Origin of the sequence: Streptomyces sp. NPDC045431 (genome assembly GCF_040646655.1) — a bacterium.
GTDB lineage: Bacteria > Actinomycetota > Actinomycetes > Streptomycetales > Streptomycetaceae > Streptomyces.
In genome coordinates this window covers 153183-173473 of sequence record NZ_JBEZAQ010000007.1, presented here as the reverse complement: position 1 = coordinate 173473, position 20291 = coordinate 153183, and the positions used below count along the sequence as shown (strand labels likewise).

Sequence of the window (20291 nt, the reverse complement as noted above, 5' to 3'; positions counted from 1 at the left end):
GAGGAACCGGACGCTTCCCGAGGCGTCCAGGCAGTAACCGACGCGACCGGTGGCGCGTTGTGCAGCGTGACGGCCGTGGCGGGGATGACCCCGAGCCCCCACCACGGCCGCAGGCTTGTCCGTCAGCCGGTGCCCGTGTGCTAGTCCGCGAGCCCGGCGCGCTCCAGGGCCTCCGTACCGGCCCGCAGGGCCGCGATCCGCTCCTCCAGCGTGAAGCCGGCCGGGGCGAGCGTGAGCGTGGTGACACCGGCCGCCGCGTACGCCGCCATGCGGTCGGCGATGCGCTCCACGGAGCCCAGCAGCGTGGTCTGGTCGATCAGTTGGTGCGGTACGGCGGCCGCCGCGCCCGCCTTGTCGCCGGAGAGGTACTTCTCCTGGATCTCGGCGGCCTCCTTCTCGTAGCCCATGCGCTGGGCGAGCTGGTTGTAGAAGTTCTGCTTGCGGCTGCCCATGCCGCCGACGTACAGGGCGGTGTACGGGCGGAAGGTGTCGGCGAGCGCGGGGATGTCGTCGCCGAGGGCGAGCGGGACGGTCGGGGCGACGTCGAAGCCCTCCATGGTCAGGCCGGCCTTCTCGCGGCCCGCGCGCAGGTGCCGCAGGGCCGTCTCCTCCAGGTGCTCGGCGGAGGGGAAGATCAGCAACGCGCCGTCGGCGATCTCGCCCGTCTGCTCCAGGTTCTTCGGGCCGATGGCCGCGATGTAGAGCGGGATGTGCGCGCGCTGCGGGTGGACGGTGAGCTTGATCGGCTTGCCGGGACCGCCCGGGAGCGGGAGGGTCCAGTGCTCGCCCTCGTGCGTCAGGCGCTCGCGCGCCATCGCCTTGCGGACGATCTCGACGTACTCGCGCGTGCGGGAGAGCGGCTTGTCGAACTTCACGCCGTACCAGCCCTCGGAGACCTGCGGTCCCGAGACGCCGAGGCCGAGGCGGAACCGGCCGCCGGAGAGCGTGTCCAGGGTGGCGGCCGTCATCGCCGTCATGGCGGGCTGGCGGGCCGGGATCTGCATGATCGCCGAGCCGACGTCGATGTTCTCGGTCTGGGCGGCGACCCAGGCGAGGACGGTCGGGGCGTCGGATCCGTAGGCCTCGGCGGCCCAGCACACGTCGTAGCCGAGGCGGTCGGCCTCCTGGGCGACGGCGAGGTTGTCGCCGTCCATGCCGGCGCCCCAGTAGCCGAGGTTGATGCCAAGCCGCATACCGGCCCCTCCACTCATCTACTCATCAGTAATGTCCTGGTGCCGGACTCTAGCGCGCGGGCCCCCGATGCGGCAGGGGACGGCACCCGGGGAGGTTGTCCACAGGGTCTCTGCGCGTGGGCCCTTGGCCAGTAATCTCGCGACCATGGAGCAGAGGCATCTCGGCCGTACGGGCCTGCGTGTGTCCCGGATCGGGCTCGGCACCCTCACGTGGGGCCGGGACACCGACGAGCACGACGCCGCGGACCAGCTGAAGCTGTTCTGGGAGGCGGGCGGGACGCTGATCGACACGGCGGACGTGTACGGCGGCGGTGAGGCCGAGTACCTGCTCGGGCAGCTCGTGGAGCGGCTCGTACCGCGGCGGGAACTGGTCATCGCGACGAAGGCGGGCAGCGTGCCGGACCCGGACCGGCGGTTCGACGGCTCGCGCGGCCATCTGCTCGCGGCGCTCGACGCCTCGCTGGCCCGGCTGGGCACCGACTACGTGGACCTGTGGCAGATCCACGCCTACGACCCCGAGACGCCGCTGGAGGAGACGCTCCAGGCCCTCGACATCGCGGTGAGCAGCGGGCGCGCGCGGTACGTGGGCGTGTCGAACTTCTGCGGCTGGCAGCTGGCGAAGGCGGCCACCTGGCAGCTCGCGCACAGCGGGATACGCGCCCGGCTGGCCAGTACGCAGATGGAGTACTCGCTGCTGCAGCGGGGCGTGGAGCGCGAGGTGCTGCCGGCCGCGCGGGACCTGGGCGTGGGCCTGCTGCCGTCGTCACCGCTGGGACGAGGGGTGCTGACGGGCAAGTACCGGCACGCCACCCCGGCCGACTCGCGCGGCGCCTCGGAGCGGCTGGCGCCGTTCGTGGAGCCGTACCTGGAAGAGGCGTCGAGCCGGATCGTGGACGCGGTGACGACGGCGGCGGACGGGCTGGCGACCACCCCGCTGCACGTCGCGCTGGCGTGGGTGCGGGACCGGCCGGGGGTGGTGGCGCCGATCGTCGGCGCGCGCACCGCGCGGCAGCTCGGCGAGGCACTGTCAGTGGAGAGCCTTAGTCTTCCTGACGAGATCCGCCGGGCGCTGGACGACGTGTCCGCCCCGGTGCACCGCTATCCCGACCAGGACTGGAGCACGCTGTGACCGCGCTTCCCCGGGGGACCGCCCCCGGCCCCTCCTCCGACGACCAGGCCCCCGCTGCGGAGCCCGAACCGGGCGCGGCGGTCGAGGCGGAGGCCGAGGCCGCCGCGGAGGACGGCACGGAGCCCAGTACGGAGGACTCGGCGCAAGGCACGGAGGGCGCGGAGGGCACGGAGCAGACCGCCGAGGGGCTCTCCGAGGCGGCAGCCGAGCTGGCCGCCCAGCGGGAGCTGCGGGCGCGCATCGAGCGGCGCAAGGCCGAACAGGCCGGGCCCATCGAGGCGGGCACCAAGCTCAGCGGGCGAGCGGCGGACCTGCTCGCGGCGGTCCGCGCCGTGGAGAGCGGTGAGAAGCCGGCCGCCTCCTTCCTGGACTCCCCCGCGCCCGCGCCCCGGCGCCCCGCTCCCGAGCCGTCGGCGCCCGAGCGGCCCCGGGCCGTCGAGGCCCCCCGCGCGCCGCGTACGGCCGATGCGGACACCGTGGCGGCCGTGCGTGCGGTGCTGGCCGAGGGCGGCGCTCCGGAGGCCCTCGCCGTGCGCGTGGCGACGGTGCTCGGCGAGTCGGCGGCGCAGGTGCTGCGCGAGGACCCGTGGCAGCTGCTGGCTGTTCCGGGCGTACGGCCGGAGCAGGCCGACGGCTTCGCACGGGCGCTGCTCGGCGCGGAGTGCGGACCGGGCGACGAGCGCCGGGCCGCCGCGCTCATCGGCTGGCTGCTGGAACGGGCGGCGCTCCAGGGGCACACGGCGCTGGAGGCGACCGAGGTGCGCGCGGCGCTGGCCGGGCACTCGGTGCCGGAGCCCGACGACGCCGTACGGCACGCCATCGCCGAGGGCGCGGTGCTGGTCTTCCACGAGGAGGAGGAGCCGCAGGACGACCTGGAGGAAGGCCCGGAGGAGGAGCCCGCCGAGGCGTCCGGCGAGCCTGCGGAGCCGGCGCCCGTGCTGCTGGGGCTGGACCGGTACGCGCTCGCCGAGGAGAGCCTCGCCGACGGCCTGGCCCGGCTGGCCAAGTCGGGGCCCGATCCCCGCTGGGAGGGCGCCGAGCCGGCCGAACTGGCCCGCGCGGTCGCCGAGCACGGGCTGGTCGCCCACACGGGCGGCGAGGCGGCCCGGGCGGAACCGCTGGCCCTGGCCCGGGCGGCGCGCGGGCTGGGCCTGCGGGCCACCGTGGCGACGTACACGGAGAACGGCCGCCGCAGGCTCGACGCGGACGGGGGCGGCGGCGCGGAGGGGCGCGCGGACGGCGCGGTGGACACGGTGACGGTCTCCGGTCTGCTCTCGGGAGCCGTGGACACGGCGGACCTGGACCTGCTGGTGGTGCTGGACGCCCCGCAGCTGGACGTGGAGACCGCCGCGATGCTGGTGGAGTCCCTGCCGGACGGCTGCCGTCTGGTGCTGAGCGGCGACCCGGGGGTGCTGTGGTCGGCCAGCGCGGGACGGGTGTTCGCGGACGTCCTGGCCGCGCGGGTGTGCCCGCAGATCGCCTCCCGCAGGCCGGACCCCGGCCCCCTGGGTGAGCTGGTCTCCGGCATCGGGGTCGGCGAGCTGAACCAGGTGGAGGCCCCGGACAAGGAGGTCGTGATCGTCCCGGTGCGGGACGCGGGCGAGGCCGTGCACCGTACGGTGCAGCTGGTCGCGGACTCGGTGCCGCGGGCGTTCGGGATCCCCGCCGACCAGACCCAGGTGATCACCGTCGGCCACGGCGGCTCGGCGGGCACCCGGGCGCTGAACGCGGCGCTGAAGCAGCGGCTCAACCCGGGGCCGGGCCGCTTCGGCGGCTTCGACCCGGGCGACCGCGTGGCGTACGCCCCCGCGCCGGGCCGTACGGTGCCGGGCACGGTGGTGTCGGCCGACGCGCAGGGGCTGCACCTCGACTGCGCGGGCGAGCGGGTCGTCGTGGCCAGGGACCGGGTGGAGTCGGCGGTCCGCCACGGCTGGGCGCTGACCGCGCACCAGGCGGTGGGCGCGCGCTGGCCCGCGGCGGTCGTGGTGCTGCCGGGCGATGCGGCGCAGGGCCTGAACCGGGCGTGGGTGTACACGGCGTTCGGCCGCGCCGAGCGGCATCTGTCGGTGGTGCACGGCGTGGACCAGGCGCTTCCGCGCGCGGTCGCGGAGATCCTGCCCGCGCCCCGCACGACCCGCCTGCGCGGGCTGCTGGAGTCGCTGCTGGCGGCACCGGAGGAGTGACGCGCGGGGCGCCCCGCCCGGGCGGGGCGCCCACGGGTTCAGGAGCTGCCGGGCGGGGCCTCGTCCGGGTCGCCGTGGAGCTCGTCCTCATCGAACACCGCGCTCACGTCGAAGCGGCAGATCACCCGTTCCGGGTCCGCCTGGTCGAAGGGCGTGCTGAGCCATTCGCCTGGTTCGGGGAGCTCGTCCGCGGCGGCGACCCAGAGGGTCGAGTCGCCTTCCTCCAGGCCGAACTCCTTGTGGCGCGACGCGATCTCGTCCGGCTCGAACTCGCCGAAGAGCACGCCGAGGGCCGCGTGCACGCTCGCCCCCACCACCGCGGCCGCGTCCGCGCCGTCCTCCTCGCGGTCCCCCCGGTCCAGGTCGGCGATGCGCTGCGCCTGGGCCAGCAGCCTCTGCGGCTCGGCCACGGCGTAGTCGCGGCGGATCAGCACGGTGAGCGCGCTCGGGTCCTCCGGGCCCTCGTAGGGGGGTAGCGAGTCCTCCACGCCCGGGATCTCGAAGGGCGTGACCTCGTCGTAGCGGTCGTAGAGACGTTCGTCGTACGCCTCGGCCGCCGCGGCGAGCTCGTTGAACGCGGCGTAGACGGCCGGGTCGTCGTCACCGGTGCGGTTCTCGACCGCCTCCAGGTGGCGGTCCAGTGCGGCTTTGACCGCCTCGGCGGCGGCGCGTACCTCGGCAGCGGTGGGCTGCGCAGCATCAGACATACCCCAGACGCTATCCGTACGAAGCCGGTGCTTGCACAATAGATGCGATGCCGGAATACGAATTTGTCGACGTGTACGTACCTCGCGGGGTGTCCCGCAAGGAGGCGACCCGTCTGCTGACCGACCATGCCGAGTACGGACACTGGGAGTTGGACCGACTGAGTCTGCACCGGGACGGCAGCCGTCGAGTGCGGCTGCGCCGGCGCATCATCCGTCAGGTACGCGCCACCTGGTGAGGTGACGCGCAGGAGCGCACAGGACGGAGCGGGCCCCGCGATGCGGGGCCCGCTCCGTCGTGGGGCGTGCGTCAGTGGCCGACTACCGACGGCGACCGCCGGTGACTACGAGGACTGCCGGGCGCGGCGGTAGAGGACCGTCCCGCCGAGCAGGAGGCCCGCACCCGCCGGGATGAGCATCCCGAGGGCGCCGGCACCGGTCTGCGCCAGCTCGTCCTCCGCCTTCGGCGGGGTGACGGTCTGGGCGCCGGGCTCGTTCGGCTCGACCGGGGAACCGGGCTCCTCCGGAGTGGTCGGCTCGTCCGGGTTGGCCGGCTGGCCGGGCTTCCCGGGCTTGCCGGGCTCGTCCGGGCCGGGCTTGCCCGGCTCGCCGGGGCCGGGGTTGCCGGGGTTGCCGGGCTCACCCGGGCCGGGGTTGCCCGGGCCGGGCTGGCCGGGCTCACCGGGGCCCGGGTTACCCGGATTGCCGGGTCCGGGGTTCCCGGGGTTGCCCGGGCCGGGGTTGCCGGGGTGGCCGGGCTTGTCGTGGCCGTTGGCGCAGCCGTTGCCGAACGTCGGGTTCAGCGCGCCGGCGACGTCCACGCTGTTGCCGCAGGCGTTGACCGGCACGCTCACCGGCGCCTGGACGTTGTTGCCGGACGCGACACCGGGCGAGTTGCTGGTCGCGCCGCTCGCCTTGGCCCCGCTCGACTTGTTGGCGCACCTGTTCCCGAACGCGGGGTTGAGCGCCCCCACGACGTTCACGGAGTTGCCGCACGCGTTCACCGGCACGCTCACCGGCGCCTGGACCGAATTCCCGGACGCGACGCCCGGGGAGTTCGTCGCGGCCCCGTGGGCGCCGGCGCCGTTGTGCGCCTGTGCGTACCCGCCGCCGAGAGCGAGTACCCCGCCCGCGGCCGCCATGATGGTCAGGCCCTTTCGCGTGACCTGTCGCATAGCTAGTTCCCTGCCTTCTGGGCTCCGGAAATACCCCCGGGCACACCGCGCGGAGGCGTCATGTCCACCGGCCCCGGAGCGCGTCCCGCGCGCTCCGGGGCCGGCCGGGCCTCACACCCTTGCGGGCCGAGGCCCAGGCATCACTTGTTGATGCAGACGTTGCCGAAGGCCGGGTTCAGCAGGCCCACGATGTTGACGGTGTTGCCGCAGACGTTCACCGGGATGTGGATGGGAACCTGAACCACATTGCCCGAGATGACGCCCGGGGAGCCCACAGCGGCACCGTGCGCACCAGCGTCGGCGACGGCCATGCCGGCGCCCGCCAGAACGAGGCCCCCAGTGGCGGCCGCGATGGCGACGACCTTCTTGATCATTATTCCTCCTTGTTGGCAATGCGATCCCAGCCGCGGACCGCACCACCTGTAACGAGGGGGAGGTAATGGGGCTACGTCGTGATGACCGTGTTCACCCTTTTCGGTCGCATGTGCACAGGCGGTCGATTATTGGAGTTTCGTTTCAGCCGACTAATCGCCCGGTTGGAGCCCCGAGCGGTCTCAGCTGGCGTCGATGAAACGGTCCAGCACCCGCACGCCGAACTTCAGTCCCTCCACCGGCACCCGCTCGTCCACGCCGTGGAACATCCCGGCGAAGTCCAGCTCCGGCGGCAGCTTCAGCGGCGCGAAGCCGAAGCAGCGGATGCCCAGGTCGTCGAAGGACTTGGCGTCGGTGCCGCCGGAGAGCATGTACGGCACGGCACGGGCGATCGGGTCCTCCGCCCGCAGCGCGGTCTGCATGGCGTCCACCAGGTCCCCGTCGAAGCTGGTCTCCAGCGCCTTGTCGGCGTGCACGTCCTCGCGCCGCACGCGCGGGCCCAGGAGCCGGTCGAGGTCGGCGAGGAACTCCTCCTCGTACCCGGGCAGGAAGCGCCCGTCCACATGGGCGGTGGCCTGCCCCGGGATGACGTTGACCTTGTAGCCGGCGCCGAGCATGGTCGGGGCCGCCGAGTTGCGGAGCGTGGCGCCGATCATCTTGGCGATGCCGCCCAGCTTGGCGAGCGTGGCCTCCATGTCCTCGGGGTCCAGCGGGGTGCCGAGCGCGTCCGAGAGCTCGTCGAGGAAGGACCGCACGGTCTTGGTGACCCTGACCGGCCACGTGTGGCGGCCGAGCCGGCCCACGGCCTCGCACAGCTCCGTGATGGCGTTGTCGGTGTTGGTCATCGAACCGTGGCCGGCCGTGCCCTCGACGGTCAGCCGCATCCAGTGCATGCCCTTCTGGGCGGTCTCCACCAGGTACAGGCGCAGGTTCTCGTTGACCGTGAAGGAGAAGCCGCCGACCTCTCCGATGGCCTCCGTGACGCCCTCGAAGAGCCCGGGGTGCTTGTCGACCAGGTGGCGGGCGCCGTACGTGCCGCCCGCCTCCTCGTCGGCGAGGAAGGCCAGCACGATGTCGCGCGGGGGCTTGCGGCCGCTGCGGAGCCGGTCCCGTACGACCGCGAGGGTCATCGCGTCCATGTCCTTCATGTCGACCGCGCCGCGGCCCCAGACGCAGCCGTCGGCGACCTCGCCGGAGAAGGGGTCGTACGTCCAGTCCTCGGCGTTGGCGGGGACGACGTCGGTGTGGCCGTGGATGAGGAGCGCGGGCCGGGACGGGTCCTCGCCCTCGATGCGGGCCACGGTGGAGGCGCGGCCCGGGTGCGACTCGATGATCTTCGGTTCGAGTCCGACCTCGGCGAGCTTCTCGGCGATGTACTCGGCGGCCGCGCGCTCCCCGGGGCCCGAGTGGTCGCCGTAGTTGCTGGTGTCGATCCGGATGAGGTCGCGGCAGAGGTCGGTGACCTCGTCCTCGCCCGCCGTGACGTTGGCGGTTCGTGCCGTGCTCGACTCGCTCACGCTGGTTCCTCCCGCGTAGCTGCTGCTGGGTCCTCTCATCCTGCCCCCTCCCCCGGTACGGGCGGGGGCGTGATCGAGCACCTCGAATGTTTGCTATGGTTTTCCACGTCGGAACGGCCACGGGCCGCGAGACAGACACCTTGTCCGGGTGGCGGAATGGCAGACGCGCTAGCTTGAGGTGCTAGTGCCCTTTATCGGGCGTGGGGGTTCAAGTCCCCCCTCGGACACAGAGAAGGAGAGCGGGTCCGGTCGGCAGACCGGGCCCGCTCTTCGGTGTGGGCGGGGTTCGCATAGGCTCGGCCGCACGATGAGGAACACGCTGGATCCGCTGGAGCCCAAGGCCGACAAGGCGACCGTGCGCCGGCACAACCTGAGCCTGGTGCTGCGGGCCGTGCACGACGAGGGCGAGGTGACCCGGGCGGCGGTCGCGGCGCGGGTCGGGCTGACCAGGGCGGCGGTGTCGTCGCTGGTCGAGCAGCTGATGGTGAGCGGGTTCCTCACCGAGTCGGGCAAGACGTTCAGCGGGCACGCGGGGCGGCCGGGGACCGCGCTGCGGGTGGCGCGCACCGGGCCCGCGGGGCTCGGTGTGGAGATCAACATCGACTACGTCTCGGTCTGCGTCGTGGACCTTTCCGGCGCCGACCGCGTACGGCTCACCGAGCACCTCGACAACCGGGGCGCGGAGCCGGGCGAGGTGCTGGAGCGGGCGGCGCGGATCGCGGCGCGGGCGCTGGAGTCGGCGGCGGCGGAGCGGCTGGATCCCGCCGGGGTGCGGCTCGCGCTGCCGGGCCTGGTCTCGGGCGGCAGCGTGCGCCAGGCGCCGAACCTGGGCTGGAACGGGGTGGCGGCGGAGGAGCTGTTCGGGCGGGCGCTGGGCGGGCTGCTGCCCGGGCGGCCGGCGCTGCCCGTCGGGTCGGACAACGAGGCCAACGCGGCCGCCCTGGCCGAGCTGTGGTTCGGCGGGCCCGAGCGGGTGCGCAGCTTCCTGTACGTATCGGGCGAGATCGGCGTGGGCGGCGCGCTCGTCGTCGACGGGGAGCTGCTGCGCGGGGCGCACGGTTTCGCCGGGGAGATCGGGCATGTGGTGGTGGACCGCGACGGGCCGGAGTGCCGGTGCGGCTCCCGTGGCTGCCTGGAGCAGTACGCGGGCCAGGCGGCGCTGCTGCGGGGCGCGGGCCTCGACGAGGCCGCCGGGGTGCCGGGGGTGGCGCGGCTGGAGCGGCGGGCCCGGCGCGGGGACGCGGCGGCCGTGGCGGCGCTGGAGCGCGCCGGGCGGATGCTCGGGCTCGTGGTGTCGGGTGCGGTGAACCTGCTGGACCCGGAGGCGGTGGTGCTGGGCGGGATCTACCGGGGCCTGATGCCCTGGCTCGGCCCGGCGGCGGACCGCGAGCTGACGGAGCGCGTCGTCTCGGGCCTGTGGCCGGCGGGGAGCGGCCGGCTGCGGGCGTCGTCGTCCTCCGGGGACGCGGCGCGCGGGGCCGCGGCGCTGGTGGTGCGGGATGTGATCGCGGACCCGGCGGGGTACGTGGAGCGGGCGGGAGCCGTCCCGTCCCACGCCCCCGCCCCGTGAACCGCTCCCGTGCGGTGAACCCGGACGGGGCTCAGCGGGTCGCCAGCAGGTGCTCCAGGGCCAGCTGGTCGAGGCGCTCGAAGGACAGGGAGCGGGCGGCCGCCGCCTCCGGGTCGAAGGACTCGTAGGCGGAGGCGTCCGCCAGGAGGCCCGCGAGGCCGTCCTCGGCGGTGGGGCGGGCGAGCTCCGGGAGGCGGGAGGCCGCCAGGGCCTCCTGGACCTCCGGGTCGGCGCGGAAGGCGGCGGCCCGGGACTTGAGGATCAGGTAGTTGCGCATGCAGTTCTTCGCGGACTCCCAGACGCCGTCGGAGCCGTCCGTGCGCACGGGCTTGAAGTCGAAGTGGCGCGGGCCCGCGTAGCCGGCGCTCTCCAGGAGGTCGACCAGCCAGAACGCCTGACGCAGGTCACCGGCGCCGAAGCGGAGGTCCTGGTCGTACTTGATGCCGGACTGGCCGTTGAGGTCGATGTGGAAGAGCTTGCCCGCCCACAGGGCCTGGGCGATGCCGTGCGGGAAGTTGAGGCCCGCCATCTGCTCGTGGCCGACCTCCGGGTTGACGCCGACCAGGTGCGGGCGCTCCAGGCGCTCGATGAAGGCCAGGGCGTGGCCGATGGTGGGCAGCAGGATGTCGCCGCGCGGCTCGTTGGGCTTGGGCTCGATGGCGAAGCGCAGGTCGTAGCCCTGCTCGGTGACGTACTGGCCGAGCAGGTCGAACGCCTCCTTCATCCGGTCGAGGGCGGTGCGGACGTCCTTCGCGGCGCCGGACTCGGCGCCCTCGCGGCCGCCCCAGGCGACGTACACGGTGGCTCCGAGTTCGACGGCGAGGTCGATGTTGCGGAGGGTCTTGCGCAGGGCGAAGCGGCGGACGTCGCGGTCGTTGGCGGTGAAGGCGCCGTCCTTGAATACGGGGTGGGTGAAGAGGTTCGTCGTGGCCATCGGCACCTTGAGGCCGGTGCGGTCGAGGGCGGCGCGGAAGCGCTTGACGGCGGTCTCGCGCTCGGTGTCCGAGGAGCCGAAGGGGATCAGGTCGTCGTCGTGGAAGGTCACGCCGTACGCGCCCAGTTCGGCGAGGCGCTCCACCGACTCGACCGGGTCGAGGGCGGGGCGGGTGGCGGTGCCGAAGGGGTCGACGCCCTGCCAGCCCACGGTCCACAAGCCGAAGGTGAACGTGTCCTCGGGGGTGGGAATGAAGCGTTCCGGCATGTCCGGGCCTCCAGGTCTATTTGTTTTCTCGCATTACTAATACGCTACGGATGCTCCGCCGCCAAGCACCGCAGAGAACCGAGACAAGCGAGAAGAGGTACGCGATGCCGTCGTCCCCGGTCGTCATCGGCGTGGACAGCTCCACGCAGTCCACCAAGGCGGCGGTGGTGGACGCCGCCTCCGGGCGGGTCCTCGCCCTGGGACGGGCCGCCCACACGGTCAACGGCTCGGACGGTGCCCGCGAGAGCGACCCCGGGCAGTGGTGGCGGGCGCTCACCGAGGCCGTCGGCGAGGCGCTGCGGGGGCTGGACCCGCGGGCCGTCACCGGTATCGCGGTCGCCGGGCAGCAGCACGGGCTGGTGGTCGTGGACGGCGCCGGAGTGCCCTTGCGCCCGGCCGTGCTGTGGAACGACACCCGCTCGGCGCCGCAGGCCGCCGCCCTCACCCGGGAGCTCGGCGCCCAGGGCTGGCTGGACCGCACCGGGTCGGTGCCGGTGGCCTCCATGACGGCCGCCAAGTGGCGGTGGCTGCGCGAGCAGGAGCCGCGCACGGCCGACGCGGCCGCCGCCGTGCGGCTCCCGCACGACTTCCTCACCGAGCGGCTGAGCGGGGCGGCCGCGACCGATCCGGGCGACGCCTCGGGCACCTGCTGGTACAGCACGGCGACGGGGGCGTACGACCCCTTCCTCCTGGAGCTGCTGGAGCTGGACGCGGGCCTGTTGCCGGCCGTGGTGCCCGGCGGGGCCACGGCCGTCGGAACGCTGACCGGCTCGGCGGCGAAGGAGCTCGGGCTGCCGGAGGGCGTCCCGGTCGCCGCCGGTACGGGTGACAACATGGCCGCCGCCGTGGGCCTGGGACTCGGCCGGGCGGGGCTCCTCGACCACCCGGTGGTCTCGCTCGGCACCTCGGGGACCGTCTTCGCGGCCACCCGCACCCGGCCCGCCACGGCCGCGCTCGCCGGTTTCGCCGCCGCCGACGGCCCCGGGACGTACCTGCCGTTGGGGTGCACGCTGAACTGCACGCTCGCCGTCGACAAGGTCGCCGCGCTGCTCGGTCTTGACCGCGAGGACGCCGCGCCCGGCGGCGAGGCCGTCCTCCTGCCGTACCTCGACGGCGAGCGCACCCCCGACCTGCCGCGCGCCTCCGGGCTGCTCACGGGGCTGCGCCACGCCACCACCCCGCAGCAGCTCCTCGGGGCCGCGTACGAGGGCGCCGCCTTCACGGTGCTGCGGGCGCTGGACGCGCTGCCCGGCGCCGCCGGTACGGAGGTGCCGCTGCGGCTCGTCGGGGGCGGTGCCCGGGGGCGTACGTGGGTGGAGACCGTGCGCCGGCTCTCGGGGCGGGCCGTCGTGGTGCCCCGTGCGACCGAGCTCGTCGCCCTGGGCGCCGCCGCGCTCGCCGCCGGGGCGGCCGGCGGCGGGGATCCGGTGGCCGTGGCGACCGCCTGGGGCGCCGGGGACGGCGAGACGCTGCCGCCCGTCGAGCGCGACCATGCCACCTGGGCCCGGATCGCCGCGGCCCTGGACACCTACGTCTCCCTGGGGGCGCTGTGAAGTTCACCGACGGCTTCTGGCTGATGCGCGACGGCGTCGACGTCTCGTACGCCACCGAGGTGCGGGACCTGCACGTCAGCAACGACCACTTCACCGCGTACGCGGCCGTCCGGCGCGTGGAGCATCGGGGGCACACGCTCAACTCGCCGCTGATCACCGTGGAGTGCTTCTCGCCCGCCGAGGGCGTCATCGGCGTCCGCGCCACCCACCACGCCGGGAAGGCGCACCGGGGGCCGGACTTCGCCCTGCGGAGCGACGGGGAGCCGTTCGCGGCGCGCACCCGGCGCGAGGGGTCGGTGACCGAGCTGACGAGCGGGCCGCTCACCGTACGGCTCGACCGGGAGGGGCCCTGGGGGCTGGCCTTCCTGGACGCGGAGGGCCGGCGGCTGACCGCCGTCGAGGCCAAGGGCACCGCCTTTGCCACGACCGGCGACGGCGCCCATCACATGGTCGCGCAGCTCGCGCTCGGGGTCGGCGAGTACGTGTACGGGCTCGGCGAACGCTTCACGCCGTACGTGAAGAACGGGCAGAGCGTCGACATCTGGCAGGCGGACGGCGGCACCAGCAGCGAACAGGCGTACAAGAACGTGCCCTTCCACCTCTCCTCGCGGGGGTACGGCGTCTTCGTCAACCACCCGGGGCGGGTGTCGTACGAGATCGGCTCCGAGTCGGTCGGGCAGGTGCAGTTCAGCGTCGAGGACCAGTCGATCGAGTACTACGTGATCGCCGGCCCGACGCCGAAGGAGGTGCTGGCCCGCTACACGGCGCTGACGGGGCGGCCCGCGCTGCCGCCGGCCTGGTCGTTCGGGCTGTGGCTGACGACGTCGTTCTGCACGCCGTACGACGAGGAGACGGTGACGTCCTTCGTGGAGGGGATGGCGGAACGGGACATCCCGCTGTCCGTCTTCCACTTCGACTGCTTCTGGATGCGCGCGTACCAGTGGACGGACTTCCGATGGGACCCGGACACCTTTCCGGATCCGGCGGGGATGCTGGCCCGGCTCAAGGAGCGCGGCCTGCGGATCAGCCTGTGGATCAATCCGTACGTCGCGCAGAAGTCGGCCCTCTTCGAGGAGGGTGCACGCCGCGGCTATCTGGTGCGGCGGGCGAACGGCGACGTCTGGCAGTGGGACCTGTGGCAGGCCGGGATGGCGCTGGTGGACTTCACCAACCCGGAGGCGCGCGCGTGGTTCCAGTCGAAGCTGCGGGCCCTGCTCGACCAGGGCGTGGACTGCTTCAAGACCGACTTCGGGGAGCGGGTGCCGACCGATGTGGTGTGGCACGACGGCTCCGATCCGGAGCGGATGCACAACCACTACGCGCAGCTGTACAACCAGTGCGTCTTCGAGCTGCTGGAGAAGGAGCGCGGGGCGGGCGAGGCGGTGCTCTTCGCGCGGTCGGCCACGGCGGGCGGGCAGCGGTTCCCGGTGCACTGGGGCGGCGACTGCTTCTCGTCGTTCTCGGCGATGGCGGAGTCGCTGCGCGGCGGGCTGTCGCTGTCCCTGTCGGGGTTCGGGTTCTGGAGCCACGACATCGGCGGCTTCGAGGGCACGCCCGATCCGGGGGTGTTCAAGCGGTGGCTGGCCTTCGGGCTGCTCTCCTCGCACAGCCGGCTGCACGGGAACACGTCGTACCGCGTGCCGTGGGAGTTCGGCGACGAGGCGGTGGACGTGGCGCGGCGGTTCACCGAGCTGAAGCACCGGTTGATGCCGTACCTGTACGGGGCGGCGGTGGAGGCCCACCGGACCGGTGTCCCGCTGATGCGGCCCATGCTGCTGGAGTTCCCGGACGACCCGGGCTGCCGGACGCTGGACCGGCAGTACATGCTCGGCCCGGACCTGCTGGTGGCGCCGGTGTTCACGACGGAGGGGGACGTCGAGTTCTACCTCCCGGAGGGCGTCTGGACGCACCTGCTGACCGGTGAGACGGTCACCGGGCCGGGGTGGCGGCGCGAGCGGCACGGCTTCGACAGCCTGCCGCTGTACGTGCGGCCGGGCGCGGTGCTGCCGCTCGGCGCGGACGACCAGCGGCCGGACGGCGACTGGACGGCGGGCCTGACGCTGCTCGTCGCCCCGGGAGCAGGGGCCACGGCGGGCGGCCGGACGGTCGCGGTGCCGGACCACGCCGGGGCGCCGGCCGCCACGTACGGCGTCGTACGGACGGCGGACGGCGCGGTGCGGGTGAGGGCGCGCGGGACGGACCGGCCGTTCCGGGTGCGCGTGGTCGGCGGCGGGTCGGCGCGGGGCTCGGGCGAGGTGACCGTACCGCTTACGGTGGGGCGGTGAGACGGAGAACGAAGACCCCGGCGGCCCCGCTGCCACAGCGCGCCGGTGTCGACCCGGTGCGGCTGCGGCTGCCCGCCGACCCCGACGGGAGCTGGGCGACCGTACGCGACCACCTGGTCGGGCGGTACGCGGCGGCGATCGGCGCCGGGCGGGTGGAGGCGATGCTCGCCGAGGGCCGGTTCGTCGGCGCGGACGGGGCGCCGGTCGCGGGGGACGAGCCGTACGCGGCGGGCCGGTACCTGTGGTTCCACCGGGACTTCCCCGCCGAGGAGCGGGTGCCGTTCGAGGTCGGCGTCGTGTACCGCGACGAGCGGATCGTCGTCGCCGACAAGCCGCACTTCCTGGCGACGACCCCGCGCGGCCGGCATGTGACCGAGACGGCGCTGGCCCGGCTGCGGCGCGACCTGGACCTGCCCGCGCTGCAGCCCGCGCACCGGCTGGACCGGCTGACGGCGGGGCTCGCGCTCTTCGTCGTACGGCCGGAGGACCGGGGCGCGTACCAGACGCTGTTCCGGGACCGGCGGGTGCGCAAGGAGTACGAGGCGGTGGCCCCGTACGACCCCGGCCTGGTCCTGCCCGTGACCGTGCGGAGCCGGATCGTGAAGGAGCGGGGTGTGCTCGCGGCCCGGGAGGAGCCGGGCGAGCCGAACAGCGTCAGCCGGATCGAGCTGCTGGAGCGGCGGGCGGGGCTCGGCCGGTACCGGCTGGTGCCGGAGACCGGCCAGACCCACCAGCTGCGCGTGCACATGAACCGGCTCGGCATACCGATCCTCGACGACCCGTTGTATCCGGTCGTCCGGGAGGACGGTACGGAGGACTACGCGCGGCCCTTGCGGCTGCTCGCGCGGGTGCTGGAGTTTACCGATCCGGTCACGGGTGAGGAGCGGCGCTTCGTCAGCGGGCTGACGCTCGGCGAGCTGTCCGCCCGGGGAACGGTTTCGGCCGAAGGGAACTCGGGCGGAAACTGAGCGGCGGACCGGGACGTCCTCACGGGTGCAGGGCCACACCACTGCGCTACGGGGGAAACATGACACAGACCGTCGAAGAGGGCGAGACCGTCGAGAGCCTCGCCCAGAAGATCGTCGAGGCTGTCTCGGGCAGCGCCGCCGCGAGGGACGGGGAGCTCGTCCCGTACGTCGACCCGCTGACCGTCCCGCCCGTCATCCGGCCCGACCAGCCGGACGTACGGCAGGAGATCGAGATCGCGCTCCGGCCCACGTGGGTGCGGATGCACTCGCAGCTGCCGCCGACGCTGATGTGGGGGTACGAGGGCAGCGTCCCCGGCCCCACCATCGAGGTGCGGCGCGGGCAGCGCGTCCGGATCGCCTGGACCAACCGCATCCCGCCGGGCAGCGAGTACCCGGTCACCGCCGTCGAGGTGGACCGGGTGGCGGGGCGGCCCGATCCGCACAACCGGCCCGGCCGGGAGGGCGTGGAGCCCAGCAAGGACGTGGCGGCGCTGCCCGCCTGGTCGGTGACGCACCTGCACGGCGCCCAGACGGGCGGCGGGAACGACGGGTGGGCGGACAACGCCGTCGGGTACGGCGACGCCCAGCTGTCGGAGTATCCGAACGACCACCAGGCCGTGCACTGGTGGTACCACGACCACGCCATGAACATCACCCGCTGGAACGTCTACGCGGGGCTCGTCGGCACGTACCTCGTACGGGACGACGAGGAGGACGCGCTCGGGCTGCCGTCCGGTGCGCGGGAGCTGCCGCTGGTCCTCGCCGACCGGAACCTGGACACCGACGAGGACGGGCGGCTGAACGGGCGGCTGCTGCACAAGACGACGGTGCTGACGCGGGAGCACCCGGAGACGGGCAAGCCGGTGTCGCTGCCGTTCCTGGGCCCGTACACGACCGTCAACGGCACGATCTGGCCGTACCTGGACGTGGAGGACGGCTGGTACCGCTTCCGGCTGGTGAACGCCTCCAACGCCCGCGTGTACGACCTGGTGCTGGTCGACGACGAGGACAACCCGGTGCCGGGCGTCGTCCACCAGATCGGCAGCGACGGCGGGCTGCTGCCGCGGCCGGTGGCGGTGGACTTCGAGGCGGGTGAGCCCCTGACGATCGCGCCGGCCGAGCGGTTCGACCTGCTGCTCGACTTCCGGGGGCTCGCGGGCCGACGCGTGCGGCTGGTGAACAAGGCGGCGGGGCAGGCGCCCGGGGTGCCGGACGTGACGCGGAACGTGCCGTACCCGCAGGTGATGGAGTTCCGGGTGGCCGAGGGCGCGGGCGCCGACACCTTCGAGCTGCCGCGGGTGCTGTCCGGGTCCTTCCGGCGGTTCGACCACGACCACATCGACCACGGGCACCGGCTGATCGTGCTGACGCCGCCCGCGACGGTGGGCGGCGGCGGTCACCCGGAGATCTGGGAGATGGCCGAGGTCAAGGACGTCGACGTCCAGGTGCCGACGACGGGGATCATCCAGGTGAAGGGCCCCGACGGCACGGTGCGCACGTACCGGCGCACGGCCCGCACCTTCAACGACGGGCTCGGCTTCACCATCGCGGAGGGGACCTACGAGCAGTGGTCGTTCCTGAACCTGGGGGCGCCGCTGCACCCGATGCACATCCACCTGGCGGACTTCCAGGTGGTGGGCCGGGACGCGTACTCGGTCGCGGGGTTCGACCCGGCGCTGGGCGGGACGCGGGCGCCGGTGGCGTACGACCCCGAGCGGAGGATTCCGGTACCGGCCAACGAGCAGGGCTGGAAGGACGTGTTCCGGGTGGCTCAGGGCGAGATGGTGCGGGTGATGGGCCGGTTCGACGGGGCGTACGGGCGGTTCATGTACCACTGCCACCTGCTGGAGCACGAGGACATGGGCATGATGCGGCCGTTCGTGGTGATGCCGAGGGAGGCGCTGAGGTTCGACCACGGCGGCGGCGGACACGGCGGGCACCGCTGACGCCCGTATGACGAAAGCCCCCGCCGGACGACGCTGTCCGGCGGGGGCTCCGTGCTTCGTACGGGAGGGGGTCAGTCCTGCTGCCGCTCCGCGGCGAGGGCGAGGACGCGCTTGCGGACCACGAACCAGCCGCCGACGAGCAGCGCCGCGATGACCGGCAGCAGGTTGACGGTGGTGCGGCCGACGCCGCCGCCGTACCACATCAGGAACAGGACGGTGGCGAGGAAGACCAGCGTCACGATCTGCGTGTACGGGGCCCACGGGAGCTTGTAGGAGGGGCGGGTGACCCTGCCGTCCTTGGAGCGGGACCAGAACAGCAGCGAGCAGAGCATGATCATGCCCCAGGTGCCGAGGATGCCGATGGAGGCGAGGTTCAGCACGATCTCGAAGGCCTCGCCGGGCATGACGTAGTTCAGGCCGACGCCCAGGACGCCGAAGGCAGCGGTGAGCAGGATGCCGCCGTAGGGCACCTGGCCCTTGTTCATGCGGGCGGTGAACTTGGGCGCGGAGCCGCTCATGGCCATCGAGCGCAGGATGCGGCCGGTGGAGTACAGGCCGGAGTTCAGGCTGGACAGGGCGGCGGTGAGGACGACCAGGTTCATGATGTGGGCCGTGCCCGGGATGCCCAGCTTGTCGAAGACGGTGACGAAGGGGCTCTGGTCCGCGGAGTACGAGGTGTACGGGAGCAGCAGCGCCAGCAGCACGACCGAGCCGACGTAGAACAGGCCCACGCGCCACATGATCGAGTTGATCGCCTTCGGCATGATCTTCTCGGGGTTCTTGGTCTCACCGGCGGCGACACCGACCAGCTCGACGGAGGCGTACGCGAAGACGACGCCCTGGACCACCATCAGCATCGGCAGCACGCCGGTCGGCAGGATGCCGCCGTTGTCGGTGATGGTGGCGAGACCCGGGGTGTGTCCGCCGACCTCGTGCTGGGTGACGACGAGGAAGATGCCGACGCACATGAAGATCACCAGCGCGGCGACCTTGATGATCGCGAACCAGAACTCCATCTCGCCGAAGTACTTCACCGAGATCAGGTTCGCGGTGAGGACCACGGCGAGGGCGATCATGGCGAGCACCCACTGCGGGATGTCGCTGAACAGTGACCAGTAGTGGGCGAAGACCGCGGCCGCGGTGATGTCGGCGACGGCGGTGGTCGACCAGTTGAGGAAGTACAGCCAGCCGGCCGTGTAGGCGCCCTTCTCGCCCATGAACTCACGGGCGTAGGAGACGAAGGCGCCGGAGGAGGGCCGGTAGAGCACCAGCTCACCGAGGGCCCGGACCACGAAGAAGGCGAAGACGCCGCAGACGGCGTACGCGATGGCGAGCGAGGGGCCCGCGCCGGCCAGGCGGCCACCGGCGCCGAGGAAGAGGCCGGTACCGATCGCACCACCGATGGCGATCATGTTGACGTGGCGGGACTTGAGGTCCTTGCTGTAACCGGCGTCACCGGCGTCGATGTGGGGGGCGCCCGTCGCCGCCGGGGATCCGGGGTTCAGGGTGTCGGCCGCAGGCATGGTGCGGTCACTCATCTGGAAGTCGCCTTTGTGAGGGGTCGTGCGGTATCAGCCGTACGCAGGTGATGAGGGTGGTCACCGGGGCACGCAGGCCAGGGGCCATAGTCACGGCTACCTGCCGTTTTGGCTGTGGCCTATGTCACGTACGGGCGGATCTGAGATGTTTTTGAGGTTACCGGCCGGTTAATCGGCTGCAGCAGTTTAAGGGCGCCGGCCGGGTACGCCGGTCAGGGGGCGAGCACATCGAGCTCGCGCAGGGCGCCCTCCGCGATCTGCCGCGTCAGCTCCTCGGCGCGCGCCGCGTCCCGTTCCCGTACGGCCTCGGCGACCTGGACGTGCAGCGTGACGGCGGCCGGGTCGGGATCCTCGAACATGACGTGGTGGTGGGTGCGGCCGGCCAGGACCTCCGCGACGACGTCCCCGAGGCGGGCGAACATCTCGTTGCCGGAGGCGGCGAGGATGACCCGGTGGAAGGCGATGTCGTGCACCAGGTAGCCCTCCAGCTGCCCGCCGCGCGAGGTGGCGACCATGCCGAGCGCCTGCTCCGTGAGCTCCCGGCACTGCTCGGGGGTGGCGTGGACGGCGGCGAGGCCCGCGGCGACGGGCTCGACGGCGGAGCGCAGGACGGTCAGTGACCGGAGCTGTCGCGGGCGGTCGCCGCCGGCCAGCCGCCAGCGGATGACCTGGGGGTCGTAGACGTTCCACTGCGCGGTCGGGCGGACGGTCACCCCGACGCGGCGGCGCGACTCGACGAGGTGCATCGACTCGAGGACGCGGACCACCTCGCGGATGACCGTACGGGACACCTCGAAGCGCTGCGCGAGCTCGTCGGTGCGCAGCACGCTGCCCGGCGGGTACTCCCCCGCGGTGATCGCCAGACCCAGGGTGTCCAGTACGTGGGTATGGAGGCCGCGGGCCGGAGTCGTCATGCACATAGCGTAACCGGCGCAAATAAGTATGACTTTTAAGTCA

16 protein-coding genes and 1 tRNA gene are annotated in these 20291 nt (G+C 73.2%); 9 read left to right on the top strand and 8 right to left on the bottom strand.

Features of this window, described 5'->3' with window-relative positions; translation table 11 throughout:
• Positions 1 to 140 precede the first annotated feature (140 nt).
• Positions 141 to 1193, bottom strand: coding sequence for an LLM class F420-dependent oxidoreductase (locus AB0A69_RS17885; RefSeq protein WP_361422113.1), 1053 nt, complete (start codon positions 1191 to 1193; stop codon positions 141 to 143).
• A 145-nt stretch (positions 1194 to 1338) separates the two neighbouring features.
• Here AB0A69_RS17885 and AB0A69_RS17880 point away from each other — a divergent pair, with 145 nt between their 5' ends.
• Both AB0A69_RS17880 and AB0A69_RS17875 read left to right on the top strand, forming a co-directional pair.
• A complete protein-coding gene (locus AB0A69_RS17880; protein WP_361422110.1) occupies positions 1339 to 2322 on the top strand; it encodes an aldo/keto reductase in 984 nt (327 codons plus the stop codon).
• The gene (locus AB0A69_RS17875) at positions 2319 to 4505 is read left to right on the top strand and encodes a helix-hairpin-helix domain-containing protein (protein WP_361422107.1); all 2187 of its coding nucleotides are present in this window, start codon (positions 2319 to 2321) and stop codon (positions 4503 to 4505) included. The genes AB0A69_RS17880 and AB0A69_RS17875 overlap by 4 nt, the downstream gene beginning before the upstream one ends.
• 38 nt (positions 4506 to 4543) lie before the next feature.
• On the opposite strand, the gene AB0A69_RS17870 is transcribed toward AB0A69_RS17875, so the two are convergent.
• Positions 4544 to 5212, bottom strand: a complete 669-nt coding sequence (locus tag AB0A69_RS17870) for a hypothetical protein (protein ID WP_361422104.1) — start codon at positions 5210 to 5212, stop codon at positions 4544 to 4546.
• Between the two features lie 47 nt (positions 5213 to 5259).
• Between AB0A69_RS17870 and AB0A69_RS17865 the strand changes: the two genes are divergently transcribed.
• Positions 5260 to 5448 (top strand): DUF5703 family protein, encoded by a 189-nt coding sequence (locus AB0A69_RS17865; RefSeq protein WP_005319466.1) that lies wholly within the window; start codon positions 5260 to 5262, stop codon positions 5446 to 5448.
• 105 nt (positions 5449 to 5553) lie between these two features.
• On the opposite strand, the gene AB0A69_RS17860 is transcribed toward AB0A69_RS17865, so the two are convergent.
• The 3 genes from AB0A69_RS17860 to AB0A69_RS17850 form a co-directional block, all read right to left on the bottom strand.
• Complete coding sequence (locus AB0A69_RS17860) at positions 5554 to 6384, bottom strand: chaplin family protein (protein WP_361422101.1); 831 nt, start codon at positions 6382 to 6384, stop codon at positions 5554 to 5556.
• Between the two features lie 140 nt (positions 6385 to 6524).
• Positions 6525 to 6758 carry a chaplin gene (locus tag AB0A69_RS17855; RefSeq protein WP_361422098.1) on the bottom strand — a complete coding sequence of 78 codons (234 nt, stop codon included), beginning with the start codon at positions 6756 to 6758 and terminating at the stop codon, positions 6525 to 6527.
• Between the two features lie 180 nt (positions 6759 to 6938).
• The gene (locus tag AB0A69_RS17850; protein WP_361422095.1) at positions 6939 to 8273 is read right to left on the bottom strand and encodes a M20/M25/M40 family metallo-hydrolase; all 1335 of its coding nucleotides are present in this window, start codon (positions 8271 to 8273) and stop codon (positions 6939 to 6941) included.
• A 142-nt stretch (positions 8274 to 8415) separates the two neighbouring features.
• On the opposite strand from AB0A69_RS17850, the gene AB0A69_RS17845 reads away from it, so the two are divergent.
• Positions 8416 to 8500: transfer RNA gene (locus AB0A69_RS17845), tRNA-Leu, on the top strand.
• A gap of 80 nt (positions 8501 to 8580) precedes the next feature.
• Complete coding sequence (locus AB0A69_RS17840; RefSeq protein WP_361422092.1) at positions 8581 to 9843, top strand: ROK family transcriptional regulator; 1263 nt, start codon at positions 8581 to 8583, stop codon at positions 9841 to 9843.
• 31 nt (positions 9844 to 9874) lie between these two features.
• Here the strand turns inward: AB0A69_RS17840 and xylA are convergent, their stop codons facing one another.
• Complete coding sequence (xylA, locus tag AB0A69_RS17835; RefSeq protein ID WP_361422089.1) at positions 9875 to 11044, bottom strand: xylose isomerase; 1170 nt, start codon at positions 11042 to 11044, stop codon at positions 9875 to 9877.
• A gap of 104 nt (positions 11045 to 11148) precedes the next feature.
• Here xylA and xylB point away from each other — a divergent pair, with 104 nt between their 5' ends.
• The 4 genes from xylB to phsA are packed head-to-tail and all read left to right on the top strand — an operon-like array spanning position 11149 to position 17796.
• Positions 11149 to 12597, top strand: a complete 1449-nt coding sequence (gene xylB, locus AB0A69_RS17830; RefSeq protein WP_361422086.1) for a xylulokinase — start codon at positions 11149 to 11151, stop codon at positions 12595 to 12597.
• The gene (gene yicI / locus AB0A69_RS17825) at positions 12594 to 14882 is read left to right on the top strand and encodes an alpha-xylosidase (protein WP_361422083.1); all 2289 of its coding nucleotides are present in this window, start codon (positions 12594 to 12596) and stop codon (positions 14880 to 14882) included. Before xylB ends, yicI begins: the two co-directional genes overlap by 4 nt.
• Positions 14879 to 15850 (top strand): RluA family pseudouridine synthase, encoded by a 972-nt coding sequence (locus tag AB0A69_RS17820; RefSeq protein WP_361422080.1) that lies wholly within the window; start codon positions 14879 to 14881, stop codon positions 15848 to 15850. Before yicI ends, AB0A69_RS17820 begins: the two co-directional genes overlap by 4 nt.
• Positions 15851 to 15909: 59 nt before the next feature.
• Positions 15910 to 17796: an O-aminophenol oxidase PhsA gene (phsA, locus tag AB0A69_RS17815; protein ID WP_361422077.1), complete on the top strand. Its 1887-nt coding sequence runs from the start codon at positions 15910 to 15912 to the stop codon at positions 17794 to 17796.
• A 71-nt stretch (positions 17797 to 17867) separates the two neighbouring features.
• Here phsA and AB0A69_RS17810 read toward each other — a convergent pair whose 3' ends face one another.
• Together AB0A69_RS17810 and AB0A69_RS17805 are read right to left on the bottom strand one after the other, a co-directional pair.
• Positions 17868 to 19334, bottom strand: coding sequence for an amino acid permease (locus AB0A69_RS17810; protein ID WP_361422074.1), 1467 nt, complete (start codon positions 19332 to 19334; stop codon positions 17868 to 17870).
• Positions 19335 to 19546: 212 nt separating this feature from the next.
• Positions 19547 to 20248, bottom strand: a complete 702-nt coding sequence (locus AB0A69_RS17805) for a FadR/GntR family transcriptional regulator (protein ID WP_361422071.1) — start codon at positions 20246 to 20248, stop codon at positions 19547 to 19549.
• Positions 20249 to 20291 lie beyond the last annotated feature (43 nt).